The 21,238-nt window shown below is 72.1% G+C and carries 16 protein-coding genes and 1 riboswitch; of the genes, 6 read left to right on the top strand and 10 right to left on the bottom strand.

What is annotated here, in order from left to right:
* Positions 1 to 176: 176 nt before the first annotated feature.
* Positions 177 to 2,192: a bifunctional glycosyltransferase 87/phosphatase PAP2 family protein gene (locus ABT025_RS17815; RefSeq protein ID WP_502971972.1), complete on the top strand. Its 2,016-nt coding sequence runs from the start codon at positions 177 to 179 to the stop codon at positions 2,190 to 2,192.
* A gap of 116 nt (positions 2,193 to 2,308) precedes the next feature.
* Here ABT025_RS17815 and ABT025_RS17810 read toward each other — a convergent pair whose 3' ends face one another.
* Entirely contained in the window at positions 2,309 to 3,268 is a 960-nt protein-coding gene (locus ABT025_RS17810) for an AEC family transporter (protein WP_350994969.1), read from the bottom strand.
* 316 nt (positions 3,269 to 3,584) lie between these two features.
* Positions 3,585 to 4,847 (bottom strand): cytochrome P450, encoded by a 1,263-nt coding sequence (locus tag ABT025_RS17805; protein ID WP_350994967.1) that lies wholly within the window; start codon positions 4,845 to 4,847, stop codon positions 3,585 to 3,587.
* Between the two features lie 315 nt (positions 4,848 to 5,162).
* Between ABT025_RS17805 and ABT025_RS17800 the strand changes: the two genes are divergently transcribed.
* Complete coding sequence (locus tag ABT025_RS17800) at positions 5,163 to 6,332, top strand: steroid 3-ketoacyl-CoA thiolase (RefSeq protein WP_350994965.1); 1,170 nt, start codon at positions 5,163 to 5,165, stop codon at positions 6,330 to 6,332.
* A 132-nt stretch (positions 6,333 to 6,464) separates the two neighbouring features.
* Here the strand turns inward: ABT025_RS17800 and ABT025_RS17795 are convergent, their stop codons facing one another.
* The 6 genes from ABT025_RS17795 to ABT025_RS17770 form a co-directional block, all read right to left on the bottom strand.
* Positions 6,465 to 6,890, bottom strand: coding sequence for an aggregation-promoting factor C-terminal-like domain-containing protein (locus ABT025_RS17795; RefSeq protein ID WP_326735951.1), 426 nt, complete (start codon positions 6,888 to 6,890; stop codon positions 6,465 to 6,467).
* 304 nt (positions 6,891 to 7,194) lie between these two features.
* Positions 7,195 to 8,022 carry an ECF transporter S component gene (locus ABT025_RS17790; RefSeq protein ID WP_350994962.1) on the bottom strand — a complete coding sequence of 276 codons (828 nt, stop codon included), beginning with the start codon at positions 8,020 to 8,022 and terminating at the stop codon, positions 7,195 to 7,197.
* Positions 8,019 to 9,743 carry an ABC transporter ATP-binding protein gene (locus ABT025_RS17785; RefSeq protein WP_350994960.1) on the bottom strand — a complete coding sequence of 575 codons (1,725 nt, stop codon included), beginning with the start codon at positions 9,741 to 9,743 and terminating at the stop codon, positions 8,019 to 8,021. The genes ABT025_RS17790 and ABT025_RS17785 overlap by 4 nt, the downstream gene beginning before the upstream one ends.
* Positions 9,740 to 10,912, bottom strand: a complete 1,173-nt coding sequence (locus tag ABT025_RS17780; RefSeq protein ID WP_350994958.1) for an energy-coupling factor transporter transmembrane component T — start codon at positions 10,910 to 10,912, stop codon at positions 9,740 to 9,742. The genes ABT025_RS17785 and ABT025_RS17780 overlap by 4 nt, the downstream gene beginning before the upstream one ends.
* Entirely contained in the window at positions 10,909 to 11,604 is a 696-nt protein-coding gene (locus ABT025_RS17775; protein WP_350994956.1) for an SCO2322 family protein, read from the bottom strand. The genes ABT025_RS17780 and ABT025_RS17775 overlap by 4 nt, the downstream gene beginning before the upstream one ends.
* On the bottom strand, positions 11,601 to 12,860 hold the full coding sequence (locus tag ABT025_RS17770) for an SCO2321 family membrane protein (RefSeq protein ID WP_350994954.1): 1,260 nt from the start codon (positions 12,858 to 12,860) through the stop codon (positions 11,601 to 11,603). Before ABT025_RS17770 ends, ABT025_RS17775 begins: the two co-directional genes overlap by 4 nt.
* Before the next feature lie 127 nt (positions 12,861 to 12,987).
* Positions 12,988 to 13,058, bottom strand: a riboswitch (cobalamin riboswitch).
* 280 nt (positions 13,059 to 13,338) lie between these two features.
* Between ABT025_RS17770 and ABT025_RS17765 the strand changes: the two genes are divergently transcribed.
* Positions 13,339 to 14,088 (top strand): hypothetical protein, encoded by a 750-nt coding sequence (locus ABT025_RS17765; RefSeq protein WP_350994951.1) that lies wholly within the window; start codon positions 13,339 to 13,341, stop codon positions 14,086 to 14,088.
* A gap of 314 nt (positions 14,089 to 14,402) precedes the next feature.
* A complete protein-coding gene (locus tag ABT025_RS17760; protein ID WP_350994949.1) occupies positions 14,403 to 15,923 on the top strand; it encodes a hypothetical protein in 1,521 nt (506 codons plus the stop codon).
* Between the two features lie 19 nt (positions 15,924 to 15,942).
* On the opposite strand, the gene ABT025_RS17755 is transcribed toward ABT025_RS17760, so the two are convergent.
* On the bottom strand, positions 15,943 to 16,983 hold the full coding sequence (locus ABT025_RS17755) for a Strvi_7410 family MBL fold metallo-hydrolase (RefSeq protein ID WP_350994947.1): 1,041 nt from the start codon (positions 16,981 to 16,983) through the stop codon (positions 15,943 to 15,945).
* Positions 16,984 to 17,324: 341 nt separating this feature from the next.
* On the opposite strand from ABT025_RS17755, the gene ABT025_RS17750 reads away from it, so the two are divergent.
* Complete coding sequence (locus ABT025_RS17750; RefSeq protein WP_350994945.1) at positions 17,325 to 18,788, top strand: aldehyde dehydrogenase; 1,464 nt, start codon at positions 17,325 to 17,327, stop codon at positions 18,786 to 18,788.
* Entirely contained in the window at positions 18,788 to 19,021 is a 234-nt protein-coding gene (locus ABT025_RS17745) for a ferredoxin (RefSeq protein ID WP_350994943.1), read from the top strand. The genes ABT025_RS17750 and ABT025_RS17745 overlap by 1 nt, the downstream gene beginning before the upstream one ends.
* Positions 19,022 to 19,259: 238 nt before the next feature.
* Here the strand turns inward: ABT025_RS17745 and ABT025_RS17740 are convergent, their stop codons facing one another.
* On the bottom strand, positions 19,260 to 21,227 hold the full coding sequence (locus tag ABT025_RS17740; protein ID WP_350994941.1) for a helix-turn-helix domain-containing protein: 1,968 nt from the start codon (positions 21,225 to 21,227) through the stop codon (positions 19,260 to 19,262).
* Between the last annotated feature and the right edge of the window lie 11 nt (positions 21,228 to 21,238).

The raw sequence follows: 21,238 nt of genomic DNA, 5'->3' as shown, positions 1-21,238 counted from the left end.
TGCCCGCACCACCCGGCCGAGCATTCTTTCGGACAAAAGCGAGATGACAGTCAGGTGAAGAGGGGGTGATTGTGTCTACCTCATAGGGCAATGCGAAGGTTTCACAGCATGCCGGACAGAGAACCGGCACCAAACGTTGGGAGGGTCGGCGCAACGTGGCGAACGCGGAGCACAGTGTGCGCACAGACGCGGCGACGGGAGCGAGGACCGGGGCTGCCCGTGCCGTGCTCTGGCTGGTTGTGGCCGCATTGGCCGTGCGGCAGATGGCGGTGGTGCTGCGGCAGCCGCCCGGCGAACGCCTCACTGATCTGGAGACATGGATCGGTGAGAACGGTGTGCTTCATGTGACGGGTTCGCTGTACGACAGCGACCGGTTCACCGGCACCCCCTTCGCCGGCCTGGTGCTCAAGCCACTGACCCGTACGGCCGAACAGAGCCTCGGTGTCGCCTGGACCTTCGGTTCGCTGCTGCTCGTCGCCGTGCTCGGAGTCATCGCGGCCCGCGCCCTCCCCGCCCCCGTCAGCCGCCGTACGGCTCTGCTCGCCGCCCCTGTCACCATCAGCCTGCTGATGCTCTCGCTGCCGGTGCGCAACGCCCTCCACCTGGGCCAGACCAGCATCCTGCCGGTCCTGCTGGTCCTCGTCGGCTGCTTCGTGGTCCGCGGCGAACGGGCCTCGGGCGTACTGATCGGGGTCGCGGCCGCGCTCCAGCCGACGGTGCTGCTCTTCGCCGTCCTGCTCTGGCTGACCGGCAGACGCCGGGCCGCGCTGACCGGCGGCGCGGCCTTCGCCGTCTGCACGGCGCTGGCCTGGGCCGCGATGCCGCACGACTCGTGGACGTACTGGGTGCACCATGTCGCGGGGGCGGGGCTCGGCGACCAGGCGGACAGCCTCGCCAACCAGTCGCTGCACGGTGCGCTGCTCCGCCTGGGCCTGGAGGGCCCGCTGGAGATCACCCTCTTCGTCGTGCTGGCCGCGGCCGTCTGCTTCCTCGGACTGCGCCGCGCCGCACGGTACGCGCGCGACGGCCAGCTGCTGCTCGCCGTGGCCGTCACCGGCTGCGTCTCCGTCGCCGTGGCGCCCACCGCCTGGCAGCACCAGCTGCTGTGGGTGCTGCTCGCCGTCGTCGGCCGGGTCGGCAAGCGGGCCTCCGACCGGCTGGTGTGGCCGGCCGTCGTGATCCTCGTCGTCACACTGCCGGGCAAGATGCTGCTGCCGAACATCGAGGCGATGTTCCCGGTCCGCGACAACGTGCTGCTGATCGCGGCGCTCGCGGCCGCGTGCGTCGCCCCGTTCGTGCCGCGCACCTCGCCGCACTGGCAGCAGCCGATCCCCACCGACCACGCGGCCCCGGTCGCCGCCCGCTGGAGCAGGGTGCCGCTGCTGCCGTTCTGGCGGCGGGTGCTCAGCCGGCCGAACCTGCTGCTGGAACTCCTGCTGATCAGGGTCGTCTACTCCGCGTACCAGCAGGTCAGGCTGGCCGCGACGGCGGGCCGTGCCACCGCGGAGCACCACGGACGGCAGATCCACTCGATCGAACAGTGGCTGCACATCGACATCGAGCACTGGGTCAACCACTCGGTCGTCAGGGTCGGCTGGCTGCGCGACTTCTTCGACTACTACTACTCGACGTTCCACTTCATCGTGCCGCTGGCCATCCTGGGTGTGCTGTACGTGCGCCGCCCCGCGGACTACCGCTGGGTCCGCAGTTCCATCGGCTTCGCCACGCTGCTCGCCCTGGTCGGGTTCTGGCTCTACCCGCTGGCCCCGCCGCGGCTGATGCCCGGACTCGGCTTCATCGACACGGTCCACGGTGTCCAGGACTTCGCGAAGCCCGACTACGGCACGCTGACCGGGGTGACCAACCAGTACGCGGCGATGCCCTCGCTGCACTTCGGCTGGTCCCTGTGGTGCGGTGTGGTGATCGTGATGCTCGCCCCGAAGGTCTGGATGAAGGCGCTGGGGGTGCTGCACCCGCTGTTCACGCTCTCGACGATCGTCGCGACAGGCAACCACTGGGTGCTCGACGCGGTGGGCGGGGCGACGGTGGTGGCCCTCGGCTTCGGCCTCACGTACGTGCTGTCGGGCCCGCGCAGGCTGCAGAGGCCGGGGGAGGAGCCGCCGGGCGGCGCGGAGGCGACGGAGGCGACGACGCTGTCGAAACCGGTCGGGCGGGTCACCGAGAGCGCCTGACGGCGGGCGATGGCCGAAGGGGTGCCGGACGGCGAAAACGTCCGGCACCCCTTCGGCATGTGGATCGTCGCTCCCCCAGCATCCGCCCGTCCGGCGGGCCCTGCCACTCCAACGGATCAGCGGGACGGCCCCAGCGCCCAGGTGGCGAAGGACAGCGTGACCATCGACACGACCGTGGAGGCCACCACGGAATTGCGGGCGAGGCCGGTGTCCAGTCCGTACTGGCGGGCGTAGACGAAGGCGTTCTGTGCCGTCGGCAGCGCGGAGCAGAGCACCACGGCCAGCACCTGATGGCCGGGCAGGTGCAGGAGCGGACCGGCGACGACGAAGGCGACCAGCGGCTGGACCAGGGTCTTGAGCGCGACCGTGACACCGACCTCCGTACGGCCCGTGACCCGGCCGGTTCCGTCGGCAGGGCCGCCGTGCAGGGACAGGCCCAGTGTGATCAACGCCGTCGGGACCGCGGCGGCGCCGAGCACGTCGCAGGAGTGGGTGACCGCGGCCGGCAGCCGCAGCCCGGACACGGAGACGGCCACGCCGAGCAGCGAGGCCATGATGACCGGATTGCGGACCGGCATGGTGAGCATGCGCCGCAGCCCGCCGCCGGGGCGCCCGCCGTCGGGCCCGGCCGCCTGTGTGCCCGAGTCCAGCAGGGTCAGGATCACGGGCGAGACCAACAGCACCTGGAACAGGATGACCTGAGCGACGAACGAGGCGTCGCCGAGCACCTGAACCGCCACCGGGATGCCCAGATTGGCGGAGTTGACATAGCCGGACGCCATGCCGCCGATCGCCCCGTCGGCCCTCTTGCGGCCGAAGAACCGCCGGCCCACCGCGTATCCGAGCCCGGACACCAGCGCAGTGCCCGCCGCGAACGCCACCATCGACGGATGGGCGAAGGAGGCCGGCCCGGACCCGGACACCATGGTGAACAGCGCGGCGGGCATGGCCACATGGAAGACGAACCGGCCGAGGACGGATTCCGCCTGCTCTCCGAGGAGTCCGCCGCGTCCGGCCGCGTAACCGATGGCGGTCAGGATCCAGATGGGGGCGAAGCCGGAGAGCAGGGCATGCATGGAGGCCATGATCCCGTGCGCATGTCCGCCATGTGGACGGGGGTGCGGAGAGGCGGGGCGCGGCCCGACGCGCCCTGGACGGGCCGGAGTTGATCCGGCCCGTCCGGGGCGTGGGTGAGCGTCCGGGCTCAGGTGTCCGTGGTGCTCGGCCCGTCCGGGAACCGGGGGGCGGCGTCGCGGGGCCGGTCACGCGCATCTGTGGCGTTGCCGTCGGTCACCGCGTTCCCCGAGCTCTCGGCTCCGCCCGGGCAGGGGAGGCCCCATCCGCCATGCCCCGATCCTCCGCCTTGGGGCGGCACGCGCCCAGCCCCGCGCGTCAACCCACCCCCTGGTTCCCGGCCGTGCTCACCTGCAGCTGCTTGATGCCGTTGAGCCAGGCCGACCGCAGCCGCCGGGGGTCGCTGACCAGTCGCAGGTCCGGAAGCACGTCCGCGATCGCGTTGAAGATCAGGTTGATCTCCATCACGGCCAGGGACTTGCCCAGGCAGAAGTGCGGACCGCCGCCGCCGAAGCCGAGGTGCGGGTTCGGGTCGCGGGAGATGTCGAACTGCTCCGGGTTCTCGAACACCTCGGGGTCGTTGTTGGCCGAGGAGTAGAACAGGCCGACCCGGTCGCCCTTCTTGATCTGCTGTCCGCCCAGTTCGAGGTCCTGGGTGGCGGTCCGCTGGAAGGAGACCACGGGTGTCGCCCAGCGGACGATCTCCTCGGCGGTCGTCTCCGGCCGCTCGCGCTTGTAGAGCTCCCACTGCTCGGGGTGGGTGAGGAAGGCGTGCATGCCGTGGCTGATGGCGTTGCGCGTGGTCTCGTTTCCGGCGACGGCGAGCAGGATCACGAAGAAGCCGAACTCGTCGGAGGAGAGGTTCCCCTCGCCCTCCGCGGCGACCAGTTGCGAGACGATGTCCTTGGCCGGGCACTCCTTGCGCGCCGCCGCGAGGTTCATGGAGTAGGAGACGATCTCCATGGCCGCCTCGGCGCCGATCTCCTCGGTGATCGCGTACTCCGGATCGTCGTACGCGGCCATCTTGTTCGACCAGTCGAAGATCCGGGCCCGGTCCTCCTGCGGTACGCCGATGAGCTCGGCGATGGCCTGGAGCGGCAGCTCCACGGCGATGTTGGTGACGAAGTCGAAGGACCCTTCCTCGTCGGCCCCGGCGAGGGCCGTCTCGACGATGGAGCGCGCCCGGTTGCGCAGCGTCTCCTCCAGCGACCGGATGGCGCGGGGGGTGAAGCCGCGCTGGACGATCTGGCGGACCCGGGTGTGTTCGGGCGGGTCCATGTTCAGCATGATCAGCTTCTGGACGTCGATCTGGTCCCGGCTGATCGACTCGTTGAAGCGGATCACCGCGGTGTTGGTGTTCGACGAGAACAGTTCGGGATGGGTCGAGACGTACTTGACGTCCGCGTGCCGGGTGACGACCCAGTAGCCCGAGTCGTCGAAGCCGGAAATGCCGGTGGGCTGGGTGCACCACCAGACCGGTGCCGTCTCCCGCATGAGGGTGAACTCGGGGTGCGGGACACGGGCGTGGAGCAGGTCGGGATCGGTGAAGTCGAACCCTTCGGGCAGATGGGGGCAGGGCATCGGCAGCTCCAGGTCAAGAACTCCAGGTCGGTCCGAGAGCCGTCGGACATCGTCTGACGACCCATCAGAAGTTGCCCGAAAGGTAGTAACGAGTTCTACAACTGACAAGGGGCATGGCCGGATCTGTTGCGTGAAGCATCGGTGAGCCGGTTCGGTTTGTGGCGAGTATCTGCCGTGAAGCCCCGCAAGGTGCGTGCAAGACCCTTGCGTACCGGGGGTAAGCCTCATAAGACTGCATGCAGAACTAGAACGCGTACTAGTTCCTTCCGTGGGCGCCGGGACGCCTCTGCGGAAGTGCGAGGAGAGGACGAGCTCATGGCCGCGGAACCCGTCATCGTCGAAGCCGTACGCACCCCCATCGGCAAGCGCGGAGGCGCGCTCGCCAATCTGCACCCGGCCTACCTGCTGGGTGAGACCTACCGTGAACTTCTCGGCCGGACCGGCATCCACGCCGACTGCGTCGAACAGATCGTCGGCGGCACCGTCACCCACGCCGGCGAACAGTCCATGAACCCCGCGCGCAATGCCTGGCTGACCGTGGGACTTCCGTACGAGACCGCCGCGACGACGGTGGACTGTCAGTGCGGATCCTCGCAGCAGGCCTCCCACATGGTCGCCAACATGGTCGCGGCCGGGGTGATCGACGTCGGCATCAGCTGCGGGGTCGAGGCGATGTCGCGCGTGCCGCTGGGCAGCGGTTCCAAGCACGGGCCGGGCAAGCCGTGGCCCGACGAGTGGAACGTCGACCTGCCCAACCAGTTCGAGGCCGCCGAACGCATCGCCCGCAAGCGCGGCCTCACCCGGGAGAACGTCGACTCGCTCGGCCTCATCTCGCAGGAGCGGGCGGCCGTCGCCTGGGCCGAGGAGCGCTTCAAACGCGAGACCTACGCGGTCCAGGTGCCCACCACCGAGGCGGAACAGGCCGCGGGCCAGGGCATGTGGCGGCTCGTCGACCGGGACGAGGGGCTGCGCGACACCACGATGGAGGGGCTCGCCCGGCTCAAGCCCGTGATGCCCACCGCCGTCCACACCGCGGGCAACTCCTCGCAGATATCCGACGGCGCCTGCGCGATCATGTGGGCGTCCAAGCGGATGGCACGGGCCCTCAAGCTCAAGCCGCGGGCCCGCATCGTCGCCCAGGCGCTGGTCGGCTCGGACCCCCACTTCCACCTCGACGGACCCGTCGACGCGACCCGTGCGGTGCTCGGCAAGGCCGGCATGTCGCTCAAGGACATCGACATCGTGGAGATCAACGAGGCGTTCGCGTCCGTGGTGCTGAGCTGGGCACAGGTCTTCGACCAGGACCTGTCGAAGGTGAACGTCAACGGCGGCGCGATCGCGCTCGGCCATCCGGTCGGTGCCACCGGTGCCCGGCTCATCACCACGGCCCTGCACGAACTGGAGCGCAGGGACAAGGAGTTCGCGTTGATCACCATGTGTGCGGGCGGTGCGCTGGCGACCGGGACGATCATCCAGCGGCTGTAGGCCGTGATGCGTGGCCGGTCCGCGTCCGGTGGGGGCGGAAGGCCGTTCGCGGGCATGGCGAAGAGCCCCTGCATGCCGCGCGATGCGGTGTGCAGGGGCTCTTCGCCGCTACTGGCTCCGGTCCGGGTGGACTCAGTACCAGCTGTTGGCCTGCCAGAACGACCAGGCGCCGCACGGGCTGCCGTAGCGGGAGTTCATGTAGTCCATGCCCCACTTGATCTGGGTGGTGGGGTTGGTCTGCCAGTCGGAGCCGGCGGACGCCATCTTCGAACCGGGCAGTGCCTGGACCAGGCCGTAGGCGCCGGAGGAGGCGTTGGTCGCGCTCGGGTTCCAGCCGCTCTCGTGGCTGACGATGTTGCTGAAGCACTGGAACTGCGCGTCGTCACCGATCATCTGCTTCGCCGTGTCCTGGGCACTCGCGGCAGCGGACGTCGGCGCGGCGGAGGTGGCCGCCATGGCCGGGGAGACGCCCAGGGCCACACCGGAGGCGCCCAGCAGCACTGCTGCACCGGCGACGGCGGACTTGCGACGGGCGAGGATGTTACGGGCGAACGACACAGGGAACCTAACGTCGGGTACGGGGGAGTCGCGTGCTCCGGTCCGAATCCTGCGTGGACCGTTGCGCGTTGACCGCTGTCCGTTCCGGTGGACGCTGCGGTGCTCGGCGACGTCTCAAGTGTTAGCCGCGCCGTTCAACCACCGCAATGACCCCCGGTACGACCCGGCCTCGCACCCAAGGCCGAAGGTCCCGAACCACCCCAAAACGCTTCATAGCAGGTCGGAGGGTGCGAGACGGGGTCCCGTGACCGTCCCCCGTGCCTCCTAATCCGCTTCGTACAGGACCAAGGTCCTGTGGGTGCCCTCACTCCTCCGGGACCCCGAATGTGACCTGGGCCTCGAAGGCCGCACGGCGAGTGGCCCGGCGCAGCGCCTTCAGCAGCGCGGTCCCGACGGTCAGCGTCAGGACGACGGTGAGCACGGCACGGCCCAGGTCCCAGCCGAGCGACGTGGCCGTGCAGTAGGCCAGGAAGCGCACCAGGTTGTCGCCCAGCGCGTCCCCTGGCCGGAAGGAGATGCCCGAGCCGAGTCCCGGCACGATCGTCCACCCGTACAGGTTCATGACCGTTCCGTACGCGAAGGAGGCAACCGCCCCGTACGCGGCGAGCATCAGCAGCTCGGCGCGCCCGCGCAGCCGGTCGGGGCCCGGCAGCAGCCCGGCGCCCATCGCGAACCAGCCCATCGACAGCATCTGGAACGGCATCCACGGGCCCACCCCGCCGGTGAGCAGCGCGGACGCGAACATCGTCACCGAGCCGAGCACGAAGCCGAAGCCCGGCCCGAGCACCCTCCCGCTCAGCACCATCAGGAAGAACATCGGCTCCAGACCGGCCGTGCCCGCCCCCAGCGGGCGCAGCGCCGCCCCGACGGCGGCCAGCACCCCCAGCATCGCCACCGCCTTCGCGTCGAGCCCGGCGTCCGCGATCATCGCGACCACCACCCCGACCAGCAGCGGCAGCAGCGCGGCGAACAGCCACGGCGCGTCCTCGGAGTGCGCGAGCCCGGAGTCCGGCCCGGCCAGCAGCGGCCAGCCGAAGGCGGCCACCCCGATCGCGCTGATCAGCACCAGCGCGGCGACGGCCCGCGGCCCGAGCCGCACCGGCCGCGCACCCCGCCCTGTCGTGCCGGTCATCCGGCACCCCCCAGCGCCTCGCGTACCTGCGACACGGTGAGCCACTCCTGCGGGGCGAGGATCTTGGCGACCTGCGGGGCGAACGCGGGCGATGACACCACCACCTCCGGGGTCGGCCCGTCCGCGACGACCTCCCCGTCGGCGAGGATCACCACCCGGTTGGCCAGCTCGGCGGCCAGCTCCACGTCATGGGTGGCCAGCACGATCGCATGGCCCTCGGCCGCCAGTGTGCGCAGCACCCCGACGAGCCGGGCCTTCGCCGCGTAGTCCAGGCCGCGGGTCGGCTCGTCCAGGAGGAGCAGCGGGGGCCGGGCCGTGAGCACGAGCGCGAGCGCCAGGGCGAGCCTCTGCCCCTCGGACAGATCACGGGGATGGGTGGCATCCGCGACCCCGGGCAGCAGCTCGGAGACCAGTGCCCGGCAGCTGCCCGGCGCGGCGCCCGCATCGGCGTCGGCCGCCGCGCACTCGGCGGCGACGGTGTCCGCGTACAGCAGATCGCGTGGTTCCTGCGGTACGAGACCGACGCGTCGCACCATCGCGCGCGGCGGGGTGCGGTGCGGGGTGCGGCCGCCGACGAGCACGGTGCCGGACGTCGGCTCGACCATGCCGACGAGGGCGGAGAGCAGAGTGGACTTGCCCGCGCCGTTGCGCCCCATCAGAGCGACGGTCTCGCCGGGGGCGACGGTGAGCGTCACCCGGCGCAGCGCCTCGACGCGCCCGCGCCGTACCGCGAGGCGCTCGACGCGGGTGGTGGCGTCGGTGACGGGCTCGGGGACGGGGGTCTCCTGCGCCGTCCGGCCGAGCAGCCTGGCCAGGGCGGACCGCCGCGGCGGTCCGGGGTGGTGAGAGGGTGCCGGCGGGGGAAGCTTCGGGGTTTCGCCACCGCCGACCGGGCCGGGCGTCACGCCCGCCAGCCGCTCCCGCATCCCCGAAGCCCGCCGCCGGGCGTCGCGGACCGACAGCGGCAGCGGCTCCCAGCCCGCCAGCCGCCCCAGCGCCACCACCGGCGGATGCACCGGCGAGACGGCCATCACATCGGCGGGCGTGCCCGTCACCGGGGCGGCGCCCGGCGACGGGAGCAGGACGACCTGGTCCGCGTACTGCACCACGCGCTCCAGCCGGTGCTCCGCCATCAGGACCGTCGTCCCCAGGTCGTGGACGAGCCGCTGCAGCACCGCGAGGACCTCCTCGGCGGCCGCGGGGTCCAGTGCGGAGGTGGGCTCGTCCAGCACCAGGACGCGGGGGTGCGGGGTGAGGACGGAACCGATCGCGACCCGCTGCTGCTGCCCCCCGGACAGGGTGGCGATCGGCCGGTCGCGCAGCCCGGCGAGCCCCAGCAGATCGAGGGTCTCCTCGACCCGCCGCCGCATCACGTCGGGGGCGAGGCCCAGCGACTCCATGCCGTACGCCAGCTCGTCCTCGACCGTGTCCGTCACGAAGTGGGAGAGCGGGTCCTGGCCCACGGTGCCGACCAGATCGGCGAGCTCACGGGGCTTGTGGGTGCGGGTGTCCCGCCCGCCGACGGTGACGCGGCCGGTCAGCCGGCCGCCGGTGAAGTGCGGCACGAGCCCCGAAACCGCACCCAGCAAAGTCGACTTACCGACCCCGGACGGCCCGACGAGGAGCACCAGCTCACCCTCCGGGACGGTCAGATCGACCCCGGACAGGGTGGGGCGCTCGGCTCCCTCGTACTGCACCGAAACATCGTCGAACCGGATCACACCTGCTCCTCGAAGCCTGTGGGGGAAGGCGGGACGGGTGCGACCACCGCCGGCAGCAGACCGATCAGCACCGCGGCGGCGGGCCACAGCGGCAGCACGGGCGCGGTCAGCGGTACGACACCGGGGTGCAGTGCCCCCGGATCCGCACTGCCCGCCCAGATCATCGCCACCGCGACCGCCGCACCGGACCCCGCGACCAGCCAGGCCCGCACCCCCCACCGGTCGGGCCGGTAGCGGGTCCGTACCGAACGCGCCCCGCCGAGCCGCAGCCCGGCCATCGCCGCGACGAGCCCGGCGACCAGCAGGGGCAGCCCGTACACCGCACCCTGCGCGGCGAGCAGCCCGTACGTACCGGCGCAGACGCCCAGCAGCCCGCCGAGCGTGAGGACGTTCGTGGTGTGCCGGACGGCGGCCGGCACCTGGGCGGTACGCCCGTACCCCCGCGCGTCCATCGAGGCGGCCACCGCGACCGACCGCTCCAGCGCGCCCTCCAGTACCGGCAGCCCGATCTGGAGCACGGCCCGCACCCCGCCGGTCGGCCTGCCGCGCAGACGCCGGGCGGTGCGCAGCCGCATCACGTCGGCGACCATGTTCGGCGCGAACGTCATCGCGACGACGACGGCCACCCCGGCCTCGTACAGCGCGCCGGGCAGCGACTTCAGCAGCCGGGCCGGGTTGGCGAGGGAGTTCGCCGCGCCGACACAGATCAGGAGAGCGGCCAGCTTCGCCCCGTCGTACAGCGCGAACAGCAGCTGCTCGGCGGTGACCCGGCCCCCGATCCGTACCCCCTTCGCCCAGTCCGGCAGCGGCACCTCGGGCAGCGTGAACACGACATGCGTTCCGGGGATCGGGGAGCCGAGGAAGACGGAGAAGAGCAGCCGCACGCCGATGACGAACAGCCCGATCTTGATGAAGGCCCCGTAGGACCTGGCCCACGGCGCATCCGTGCGGCGCGCGGCCACCACGTACCCCGCCACGCCGACCAACAGGCCGAGCAGCAGCGGATTCGTCGTCCGGGACGCGGCGGTGGCGAGCCCGAGCGCCCACAGCCACCAGGCCCCGGCGGGCAGTGCGTTGCTCCGGGTGGCGGCGGGGGCGCGCCAGGCACGTATCCGGTCCACCGGGGCGACCGCGGTATCCGCGGGCGCACCGCCCGTCGAGCCGGTCATCCGCGGCGGCGGCGGGCCTGCGCGACTGCGGCGATGCCGAGGAGCAGGACGGCGGCGACCCCGACGAGGACCCCGGCGGACGGCCCGCCGCCGTCCGAACCGTCCTCGCCGGTGGCGGCACCCGCCGATGCGGGCGCGGAGGCGCCGGCCGTGGCCTTCCGGCTGTTCTCGCCGTTCCCGGACACCTGCTCACCGCAGCCGGAGGCCGGATAGCCGGAGATCGCGCAGAGCAGCGCGTCACTGCCGTAGCGCAGCGGCTTGGCCACCGAGGCGAGGGCGTCCGCGCTGCTCGCGTCGTCGGGGACCGTCGCGCACGCGGTGCGCAGCGCGGGCGGCGTCTCCCCGTCGGGGGCGTCGGCGGCCGTACCGGGATCGATCACGAGCGCGATCCGCTTGGTACCGCCCGCGGCGGGTGTGTCCGCGCAGATCTTCGCGAAATCGGGGGAGCGGCGCGGCTTGGCCGCGTCCTGCGAGTCCGCGCTCACGGCGAACCGGAAGCCCTGCACCGAACCGTCGTCAGGTCGGACCAGCGAAGGCCCCTGGGTGGCGTAGGCCCATCCGCTGCCGGAGCCCTCCCAGAACGACCAGTAGCGGTAGCCCGCGGCCTGGGCCGTGCCCGTGCCGAGCACGGCCAGGGCGGCGGCCAGGACCACCAGCAGTGCGACGGCCCGTCCGGCTCCGGCGCGCCTCACAGCTGCTGGTTCTTGCGGCGGCCGCTGATCAGGAAGCCGGCTCCGGCGCCGACGGCGAGTCCGATCCCGACGAACCACCAGACACCGCCGATCCCGTCACCGTCGCCGCTGTCCTTCTTCTCCTCCTCGGTGGCGCTCGCGGTCGGCTTCCGGGTGGCGGTGGGCGTGGGCCCGGTCGCGTTCAGCTGGGCGACGAGGTCGGCGCCGCCGAAGTCGGCGAGGTCCGCCCCGGTGGCGTGGGCGGCCATGACCAGCTGCGCGTAGGCGGCGGGGCCGTTCTCCTTCGCCCAGTCCGCGGAGTTCTCCGCCAGCCACTTCACGGACGCGGCGGCCTTGTCCTTGTGACCGGCAGCGGACAGCGCGAGGACCGCGTCGGCGGTGTTGCCGAAGTCGGGCTGCGGGGTGCTGTCCTCGGCGCCGGGCATCGGCGGCGAGTCGAGGTGGCCGGTCTTCGCGAGGGCCCCGGCGAGGTAGTAGGCGCCGTTCTGGGCCGCCTGCTCGGGCTTGAGCGCCGCCCCCTTGGTGCAGGTGGGGTCCTTGACCGCGGCGTTGTTCCCGATGACGAACCCCTTGCCGAGGGAGCCGAGCACGGCGGCCGCGGTGGCATCGCCGTTGGCGACGAGCTTGCCGGCCTTGTCGGGCTGGTACGCGAACGCGCCGCCGTCCTTGCCGCCGCACGGGATGGCGAAGGTGAGCAGGGCGTCGTACGGGGTCTTCCCGCCGTCCGTCGTCACGTCGTCGAGCTTCTGCCCGGCCCGGCCGAGGGTGCCGATGACGATCGAGGTGGAGTTCGCGTCGCTGGGGCTGCCGGCGGTGTAACCCCAGCCGCCGTCCTCGTTCTGTACGGACTTCAGCCAGTCGACGCCGGTGGCGACGAGGTCCTCGTGCCCCCGGACCTCGTGCAGTGCCTGTACGGCGACCGCCGTCGCATTGGTGTCGATCATGGTCTTGGCGTCGCAGGGCACGGAGGCGTCGGGCCGGTACGCGGGGAACGCCCCGCTGTCGCACTGCTGGCCGATCAGCCAGTCGACGGCCTTCTCGGCGGGCGTGACGCCCACGGTCCGCTGTGCGATGAAGGCCAGCGACTGGCGCCAGACCCCGTCGTACGTCGGGTCCTTCGTGCCGTACAGCCCCGAGGGCAGTGCCACGGACGGCGAGGGGGAGGGGGACGGCGCGGCGACTGCGGCCGGGGCTGCGGCCGCACAGAGCACGGTGGCGGTGGCGGCGAGCGCAGCTGCGCTGCGGCGTACGGTCATGGCTGCGGGGCCTCTCCTGGGGGAACCGGGCACAGGCACACACAGGCACCAGGCTCCGGCTCCGTATACCTCGACGGTGCCGGCCGCCGGGGGGCCCCGACGGCACGAGCCGGTCACGACACGGACAGGGCATTCCGGCTCCCGCCCGGGAGGGCGGTCACGGCTGCGGGTCAGCGCCGGATTCGCACCGGCTTCCCCCTGAACGGGCATGATGACGACGCGCCCACTCTACCGGGCGGGTACCAGCAGGGGTCCTGCCGGGCGGCGGGGGCGGGGCCGGCGCCGGGGCGAGGGCCGGCCGTCCGGAACGTCCGTAATGGTCCATGGCTCTTTCGAAGAGTGATCGTTAAACTGCAACCGGCACAGGAATCAGGCGGGTTGAAGGGGTGGACGGGGTATGACGACAGGTGCTGGGGGATTCCCTCCGCCTCCTTCCCGGCCACCCGACACCCCCGCTGCCCCGCCACCTCATCCCCCCGTGCCCCCGCGGACGGATCCGCCCCGCTGGGCATGGTGGGTCGGAGGGATCGCCGTCCCGCTGATCGGCATCCTGGCGACCGTGATCTTCAACAACGGTTCCGACCGCGATCCCGTCTCGGCGCCCGCCCCGGCCCCCGCCCCCAGCAGCCCGCAGCCCGAGCCCTCCGCCCGGCCGAGCCCGGACCACGCCTCGGTGGAGACCGAGTCGCCCACCGCGACCCCGGACGCCTCGCAATCCCCGAGCCCTTCGTCCTCATCGGATGCCGATCTGGCGGCGCCGGCCGGGTACGCAGAGGCGACCAGGACGATGTGGGGGCTCGCACCGGCCCCCTGCAACCAGAAGGAACAGCAGCTCGTGGATCTCGACGACGGCAGCAGCCGCGTGGAACCCGCGGGCGACGGCGCGGCCAAGGATCCCCGCGGGGCCGAGCTCCTCTACTGGCCTGTCAGGTGCTGGGACCAGGACAACTACCAGGTGCGAGCCCTGCCCAACACCCGCGTGGGGCTCCTGCAGGCCGACATGCCGAAGTCCTTCGAGTCCTGCAGAGCGGCGTCCGGGACCGGCTTCGGAGCCCTTGCGTTCCGCGACAGCTACGACCGCAGGAAGCGGGGCTTCGTCGAAGGCGCGGCGATCTGCTCCGTCACGGACCGGGGCGCCGTCTCCATGGCGATCATCGATCACATCGACGACGGATCGGACGAGGCGTCGGCCAGCGGCACGCTGTATGTATGGCCGAAGTCGTCCTGATCGGACCGGTCTTCCCCGTCGACGGCAGCTGAACGGACGGCCTTTCCTGCCCTGGAGTCCCAATCACTTCTCGGCTGCTGTCCTGTGATGAACCGTCATGTGCCCCTCGCCTGCCTGCCTGCCTGCCTGCCCGCCCGTTCCGGTCGCCGGGGCGGCACGGGGATGGGCGGGCCGCAGGTGTGTAATCATTCCGGTTTGTCCTTCCGAGTCCGCTACGGATAGATTCCCGCCACGCTGTCCGTGGACTGTGCGCCCTCGGCTCGCAGTTGACCGACAACGCGACCCGTCATCATCGGCTGGGAGGGCCCTGCCCCATGTCCGCAACCGTCGACCGGTGGACCACCGCACTGCGCAGAGCCTGGAAGGACGGCACGGCGTGGCCGTGGTGCCTGGCGGTCATCGCGGCGGCGTGCGGCTACGCCGTGGCCACCGTCTTCCACCCCGGATACCTCAGCCCGGACAGCAACACCCAGCTGGGACAGGCACTCGGCGACGAGCCGGTGAACGACTGGCATCCACCGGTGATGGCGCTCGCGTGGCGAACCGCCATCTGGATCACGGGGGACTTCTCCACCATGGCGGCCCTGCAGGCAGCCATGCTGTGGGGGACGCTGTGGGTTCTCGCCCGGCTGGTGTGGAGGAGGACCGGCAGCCGCGGGCTCTCCCTCGCGGTGCTGGCCGTCGGATTCGCGCCGCACATCATGAACTTCACCGGCGTGGTGTGGAAGGACGTGCACCTGGCGTACGCGCTCCTCGCGGTCTTCGCGATCGCGCTGACCGTGCGTGACCTGCCACAGGAGCGGGTCAGGACGCGCTGGGCCCTGCTCGCGCTGGGTCTGCTGTTCCTCGCTTACGCCGCCCTCGTGCGGAAGAACGCCGTTCCCGCCACGATTCCGGTCTTCGCCCTGCTGGTCCTCGCGGCGTGGCCCGCCCCGGGCCGGCGTCGCTGGCTGGCCGCCACCGGTGCCTTCGTCGCGGTCGTGGTGGGCGGCAGCGCCGCGGTGGACGCGGCCACCGCCCCGCTGGCCACGCGCGTGTACGCGGTGATCCCGGTGGACGACCTCATCCACGTGCTCACGCCGGACCAGGTGCGCGCCGCCGCCGAACAGGCGGGTGCGGACGCGGACCTGCGGGACCGGATGGTCACCGCCGCCGCCACCTGCCAGAAGCGGCACATCACCTCGGACGGGTATCTGCAGTGCTTCCCGCAGCGCAGGCCGTTCGATGTGACGTATCTGGACCAGCGTGCCGACGTCGTCGTCCGGATGTGGACGCAGCAGATGCCCAAGCACTGGAAGGGCTACGCCGAGTACCGGGCCCGGGTCTTCAGCAAGCTGCTCTTCCAGAGCAACCAGACCTTCTGGAACGGCACCCATGTCAACGCCGGCGCCCGACTGCACCCCGAGGTGCCCCGGCAGCCGCTGAACGACACGCTGAGGTTCGCCCTGCAGAACTATGTGACCGGCTTCGTCCGCGACCTGCCGATGCTCTTCCAGGGCTGGTTCTGGCTGGCCGTCTCGCTGGTGCTGGTGCTGCGTCGCCGGTGGGCAGGTCCGTACACCCGGGAGCTCCGGCTCCTCGGGGCCAGTTCCCTTCTGTACGTCCTCGCCTATCTGCCCACCGCGCCCGAGTCCAACTACCGTTACGTGTACTGGCCCGCGCTCTCCGGGACCGTCGCTCTCGCGCTCATCGCCACCGCCTTCGTGGCGCGTCGCCGCGCGGCGGCCGGCGGGAGCACCGGTGAACCGGACGCCAGGCCCACCGTGCCGCCGGCCGGCCGGGCCCCCGAAGCCGCCCCGGCGGGACCGCGCGAGGAGACCGGCGCCGTCGTGTGACTCCGGCCCCGCGCCGGCGTCACACCGCCACGTACGTCACCGGCTCGCTTCCCGCCACCGCCTCCGCGCGTCCCAGCTTCACGAGGCGGCGCAGGTGTGATTCGGCCTCCGAGGCGGCGATGTTCCTCGACCCGTAGGGGATCTGCTCCCAGGGGCGGTTCCACTCCATGCGCTCGGCCAGCTGCCAGGGGGTGAGTGGTGCGGCGAGCAGCGAGAGAAGGCCCGTAAGGCGCTCCTCGTGGTGGTCCAGGAGCTCCTGCACGCGGCCTGCTGCGTCCGCGAACGCGTACTGGTGGGCCGGCAGGACCTCGGCGACGCCGAGGCGGCCGATGCGCTCCAGGGAGTCGAGGTAGTCGCCCAGCGGGTCGGTGGCCGTGGCGTCGTCCGGGTCCTCGTAGAGACCGACGTGCGGGCTGATGCCGGGGAGCAGGTGGTCGCCGGAGAACAGGCGGCCGCGGCCGGGGAGGTTGGCCGGGTGGTCCTCCTCCAGGTGCAGGCAGACGTGGCCCGGGGTGTGGCCCGGGGTCCAGATCGCGCGCAGGGTGCGGCCTGCCAGGTCGAGGAGTTCGCCCGGCACGATCTCGCGGTCCGGGATCGCGGCCCGCAGCCCGGGCAGGGTGCGCATGCGGCCGCCCTTCTCGCGGGCGGCCAGGAGCGGGGCGATGTGGTCCTCGGGTGCGCCGACCGTCGCCAGTTTCGTCGCGAGGTAGGCCAGCCAGGTGCCGGGCTCCGACGCGCGGGTGCGGCGGACGATCGCCGTGTCGGCGGCGTGCATCGCGATCCAGGCCCCGGATGCCTCGCGGACCTGGCCGGAGAGGCCGTGGTGGTCGGGGTGGTGGTGGGTGATGACCACACCGTGGATGTCCGCGATGTCCACGCCGACGGTGGTGAGCCCGGCCGTGAGCGTGTCCCAGGCCTCCGGATCGTCCCAGCCGGTGTCGATCAGGACCGGGCCCCGGTCCGTGTCGAGGAGGTGGACCAGGGTGTGGCCCAACGGGTTGTCCGGGATGGGGACCTTGATGCTGTGGACGCCTCCACCATGGTTGATCACCTGCGTCATGGACTCCCCATCTCCGAGCGGCCTGGGCGGCGTGCGGGGTACGGCCACGACGCGCCGCGTCCACTGTAACGAGAACTTGTTCCAGTGGTAGCCCCGGTCGACCATCCGTTCCTTTCAAGTCGGGGTGCCGTACGGGGGAGGGCTGTCGCGGGAGCGTGGTGGCGGGGTGCGCCTCCTTCGCCGCGCGGGGAAGGTTCGGCAGTCGTTGTCCCAGCCGTGGACTCCTGGAACTGGAACTGGTATCAGTTCTGACACATAGTCAGATGTGTGCGGATGCAGAATCCGGACGCACAACCAGTCAACGGGTCGGGTCACGTGCCGCGTCGCGGGAGGCAGCAGCCATGAGCGAGCTTGTCGAACACGGAAAACTCTTCATCGGCGGGAAGTTGGTCGACCCGCTCGGGCGGGATGTCATCGAGGTCATCTCCCCCCATACCGAGCAGGTCATCGGCCGTGTGCCGCATGCCGCCGAGGGGGACGTCGACCGGGCCGTCGCCGCCGCCCGGCAGGCGTTCGACCACGGGCCCTGGCCGCGGATGACGCTGGACGAGCGCATCGCCGTCGTCACCCGGATCAAGGACGCGTTCGCCGTACGGTACGAGGAGATCGCCCGGGTCATCAGCTCGGAGAACGGCACCCCGTACACCTCCAGCGTCATGGTGCAGGCCCTCGCCGCGATGATGGTGTGGGACGCGGCCATCACGGTCGCGCGCACCTTCCCGTACGAGGAACGGCGCGACGGGGCGCTCGGGCCGCTGCTCGTGCGCCGGGAGCCGGTCGGGGTCGTCGCGGCCGTCGTGCCCTGGAACGTGCCTCAGTTCACCGCCGCCGCCAAACTCGCGCCCGCGCTGCTCGCCGGGTGCTCGGCCGTCCTCAAGGTGTCGCCCGAATCTCCGCTCGACGCCTACATCCTGGCGGAGATCGTCGCCGAGGCCGGGCTGCCCGAGGGCGTGCTGTCGATCCTGCCCGCCGACCGCGAGGTGAGCGAGTACCTGGTGGGACATCCCGGCGTCGACAAGGTCTCGTTCACCGGGTCCGTCGCCGCCGGCCGGCGCGTCATGGAGGTCGCCTCGCGCAACCTCACCCGCGTCACCCTGGAGCTCGGCGGGAAGTCCGCCGCCGTGATCCTCCCCGACGCCGACCTGGCCGCCGCCGTCGCCGGCATCGTGCCCTTCGCCTGGATGATCAACGGGCAGGCCTGCGTGGCCCAGACCCGCATCCTCGTACCGCGTTCCCGGTACGAGGAGACGGCCGAGGCCTTCGCCGCCGCCGCCGGAGCGCTGAAGGTCGGCGACCCGCTCGATCCCACCACCGAACTCGGACCGCTCGTCGCGCGGCGCCAGCAGCAGCGCTCCCTCGACTACATCCGGATCGGGCAGGAGGAGGGCGCGAAGGTGCTGACCGGGGGCGGGCGCCCGGCATCCCAGGAGCGCGGCTGGTACGTCGAGCCGACGCTCTTCGGCGACGTCGACAACTCCATGCGCATCGCCCGCGAGGAGATCTTCGGGCCGGTCATCTGCCTGCTGCCGTACGGCGACGAGGACGAGGCCGTGAAGATCGCCAACGACTCCGAGTACGGGCTCAGCGGCAGCGTCTGGACCGCCGACACCGAGCGCGGCATCGACATCGCCCGCCGGGTCAGGACGGGCACGTACAGCGTGAACACGTTCAGCCTCGACATGCTCGGCCCGTTCGGGGGCTACAAGAACTCCGGTCTCGGCCGCGAGTTCGGGCCCGAGGGGTACGGAGAGTACTTCGAGCACAAGATGATCCACCTGCCCGCCGGGTACGGGGGCGAGGCCTGATGGGGGACCGCTGGAGCGTCGAGGTCGACCGGGGCGTCTGCATCGGGTCGGGGATGTGCGTGAACCACGCACCGGGCGGGTTCCGGCTGGATTCCGCCCGGCAGTCCCACCCCGTCGACCCGGAGACCGACGCCAACGAACAGGTGCTCGCCGCCGCCGAGGGGTGCCCGGTCGAGGCCATCACGGTGGCGCTGGCCGACACGGGAGAGGTGGTGTTTCCCCCGGAGGACTGAGGAGGTCGGGCGGCGGTTGCTCAGCCCCGCGGCGCGGGCGGCTGCAGGCGCTCCGCGCTGCGGCCGAAGTGGAGCTCCCTCGCGAGCGTCAGGAATATCTCGATGCCCCGCAGTTCCACTCCGGCCCCCGTGTTCGTTCCACCCCTGGGCCCATTCCGGCTCGGGGGACGTGGACGTCGGACACTCCGTACCCGGCGCGGGACCGGAGAATCCGCAGCAGCAGTGATTGCGCGGTGGATCAGGGCCGGGTGCCCGACAACAGGTGCAACCGCAAGGCCAGTTGCAGCTCCAGTGCCCGGTCCGGCTCGTTCCAGTCCCGGCCCAGCAGCACCTGGATCCGGTCCAGCCGCTGCACCACCGTGTTCACGTGCACGTGCAACTCGTCCTTGGCCCGGATCAGGCTGCCGCCCGCGCCGAAGTACGCGCTCAACGTCCGTACCAGATGCGTGCCGCGCTGCGCGTCGTAGTCCAGCAGGGGGCCCAGCGCCGCTGTCACGAAGCCGTCGACGTCCTGAGCGTTGCCCAGGACCACGCCCAGGAAACCGAGTTCGTCCACGCACGCGCCCTCGCCCGTACGCCCCAGCACCCGCATCGCCCGCAGGCAGCGTGCCGCCTCGCCGTACGCGGCGGCCAGTTCCCGGGGGCCCTGGGCGGGGCCGGCGGCGGCCACGGTGACGGGGGACTGTGCGAGCTGGCCGAGCTGCGCCGCCGCCGAACGGGCCGCGCGCCCCGCGCCCGTGTCGACGCCCTCGATCAACAGGACCACCGTGCCCGCGTGTTCGGCGCTCACCCCGTGGATGTCCCCGCCGAACAGATAGCGCATGGCGGCCGGGGCGAGCCGCTCCCGCGCCCCGGTCTCCGCCACCAGCAGCAGATGCGGGCGGTCCAGGTCGATGCCCAGGCGGCGGCCGCGCTCGGCCAGCCCCGCCGGATCGCGGCCGGTGTCCGTCAGCAGGTCGGCGATCAGCTCGCCCCGTATCCGGTTCTCCGTCTCGGCCACCGTGCGCCGCAGCAGCAGGAGCAGCCCGGTGACCACCGCCGACCGTTCGAACAGCCGGCGGTCGGAGTCGTCCAGCGGCCGGCCGCGGTGCAGCACCAGCCCGGCCAGCAGCTCCTGCCCGGCGAGCACCGCGCAGACCACCCGCCCGTCCCGGTGCACGGCACGGGCCCCCGTACGGGACTCCTCGGCCGCCTCCGCCAGCCACCCGGCGTCCATGCTGTCGGCGGCGAAGCCCGTACCGTCCGGGCGCACGGCGGCCAGCGGGCGTCCGCCCGGGTCGTGAATGGTCAGCGGGGAGCCGAGCAGCGCGGCGACGGCCGCCGCCACGTCCTTGACGTCCCGGCCCCGCAGCACCAGGTCCGTCAGCCGGTCGTGCGACTCCTCGGCACGCCGCATGGCGGCCGAGTGCGCCCGTACCGAGGCGTTGGCCTCGGCCAGCTCCGCGTTCGCCTCCGCCAGTTCGGCGAGGGCCGCGGTGGTGTCGGCCAGCGCGCGGGCCGTGTCGATGGCGATCGCGGCGTGCGCGGCCAGCGAGCACAGGAGGGCCACCTCGTCGGGGCTGAAGACCCGGGGCGCGCGGTCGGCCGCGAAGAGGACGCCGATCACCTTCCCCGTTCCGCCGCGGCTGGAGCCGAGCAGCAGGGGCACGCCCAGGATGGCGACCAGACCCTCGTCCAGGACCCCGGCGTTGATGTTGCGGGTGTGGCGGAAGCGGTCGTCGGTGCGGTAGTCCGGTGTCGCGTAGGGGCTCGCGGTCTGCGCCACGAGACCGCCGAGCCCCTCGCCGAGTTCGAGGCGCAGCCGCTGGAAGAGCACCGACACCGACCCGTCGGTCACCCGCATGTAGGTGTCGCCCGCCTCCTCGTCCGGAAGCGTGAGGTAGGCGGTGTCCGTGCCCAGCAGCATCCTCGCCCGGCGCACGATCGCCTTCAGCACGTCGTCCAGATCGCGGGAGGCCGCCAGGTCGCCCGCCGTGTCGAAGAGCGCGGTCAGCTGGAGCTCGCGGCGCCGGTGCTGGCGCAGGGCGCCCCTGATCCGCAGCGCGGTGGCCGTGGCCCGCTCCACCTCGGCGAGTTCCTCGGCGGGCACACCGTCGGCCCGTGCCGTCGACAGGACCGCCCCCAGCGCCTCTGCGGGGGCGTCGTCGGCCAGCAGGTCGAACAGATGCCGGAGGTGGGGTGCGGCGGAGGGGAGCGGTTCAGACATGGAGCCCAGCG

The organism is Streptomyces sp. NPDC002809 (assembly GCF_040295435.1).
Classification (GTDB): Bacteria; Actinomycetota; Actinomycetes; order Streptomycetales; family Streptomycetaceae; genus Streptomyces.
The sequence above is the reverse complement of the archived record's forward strand: the minus strand, read 5'-3'. Positions and strand labels throughout refer to the sequence as shown.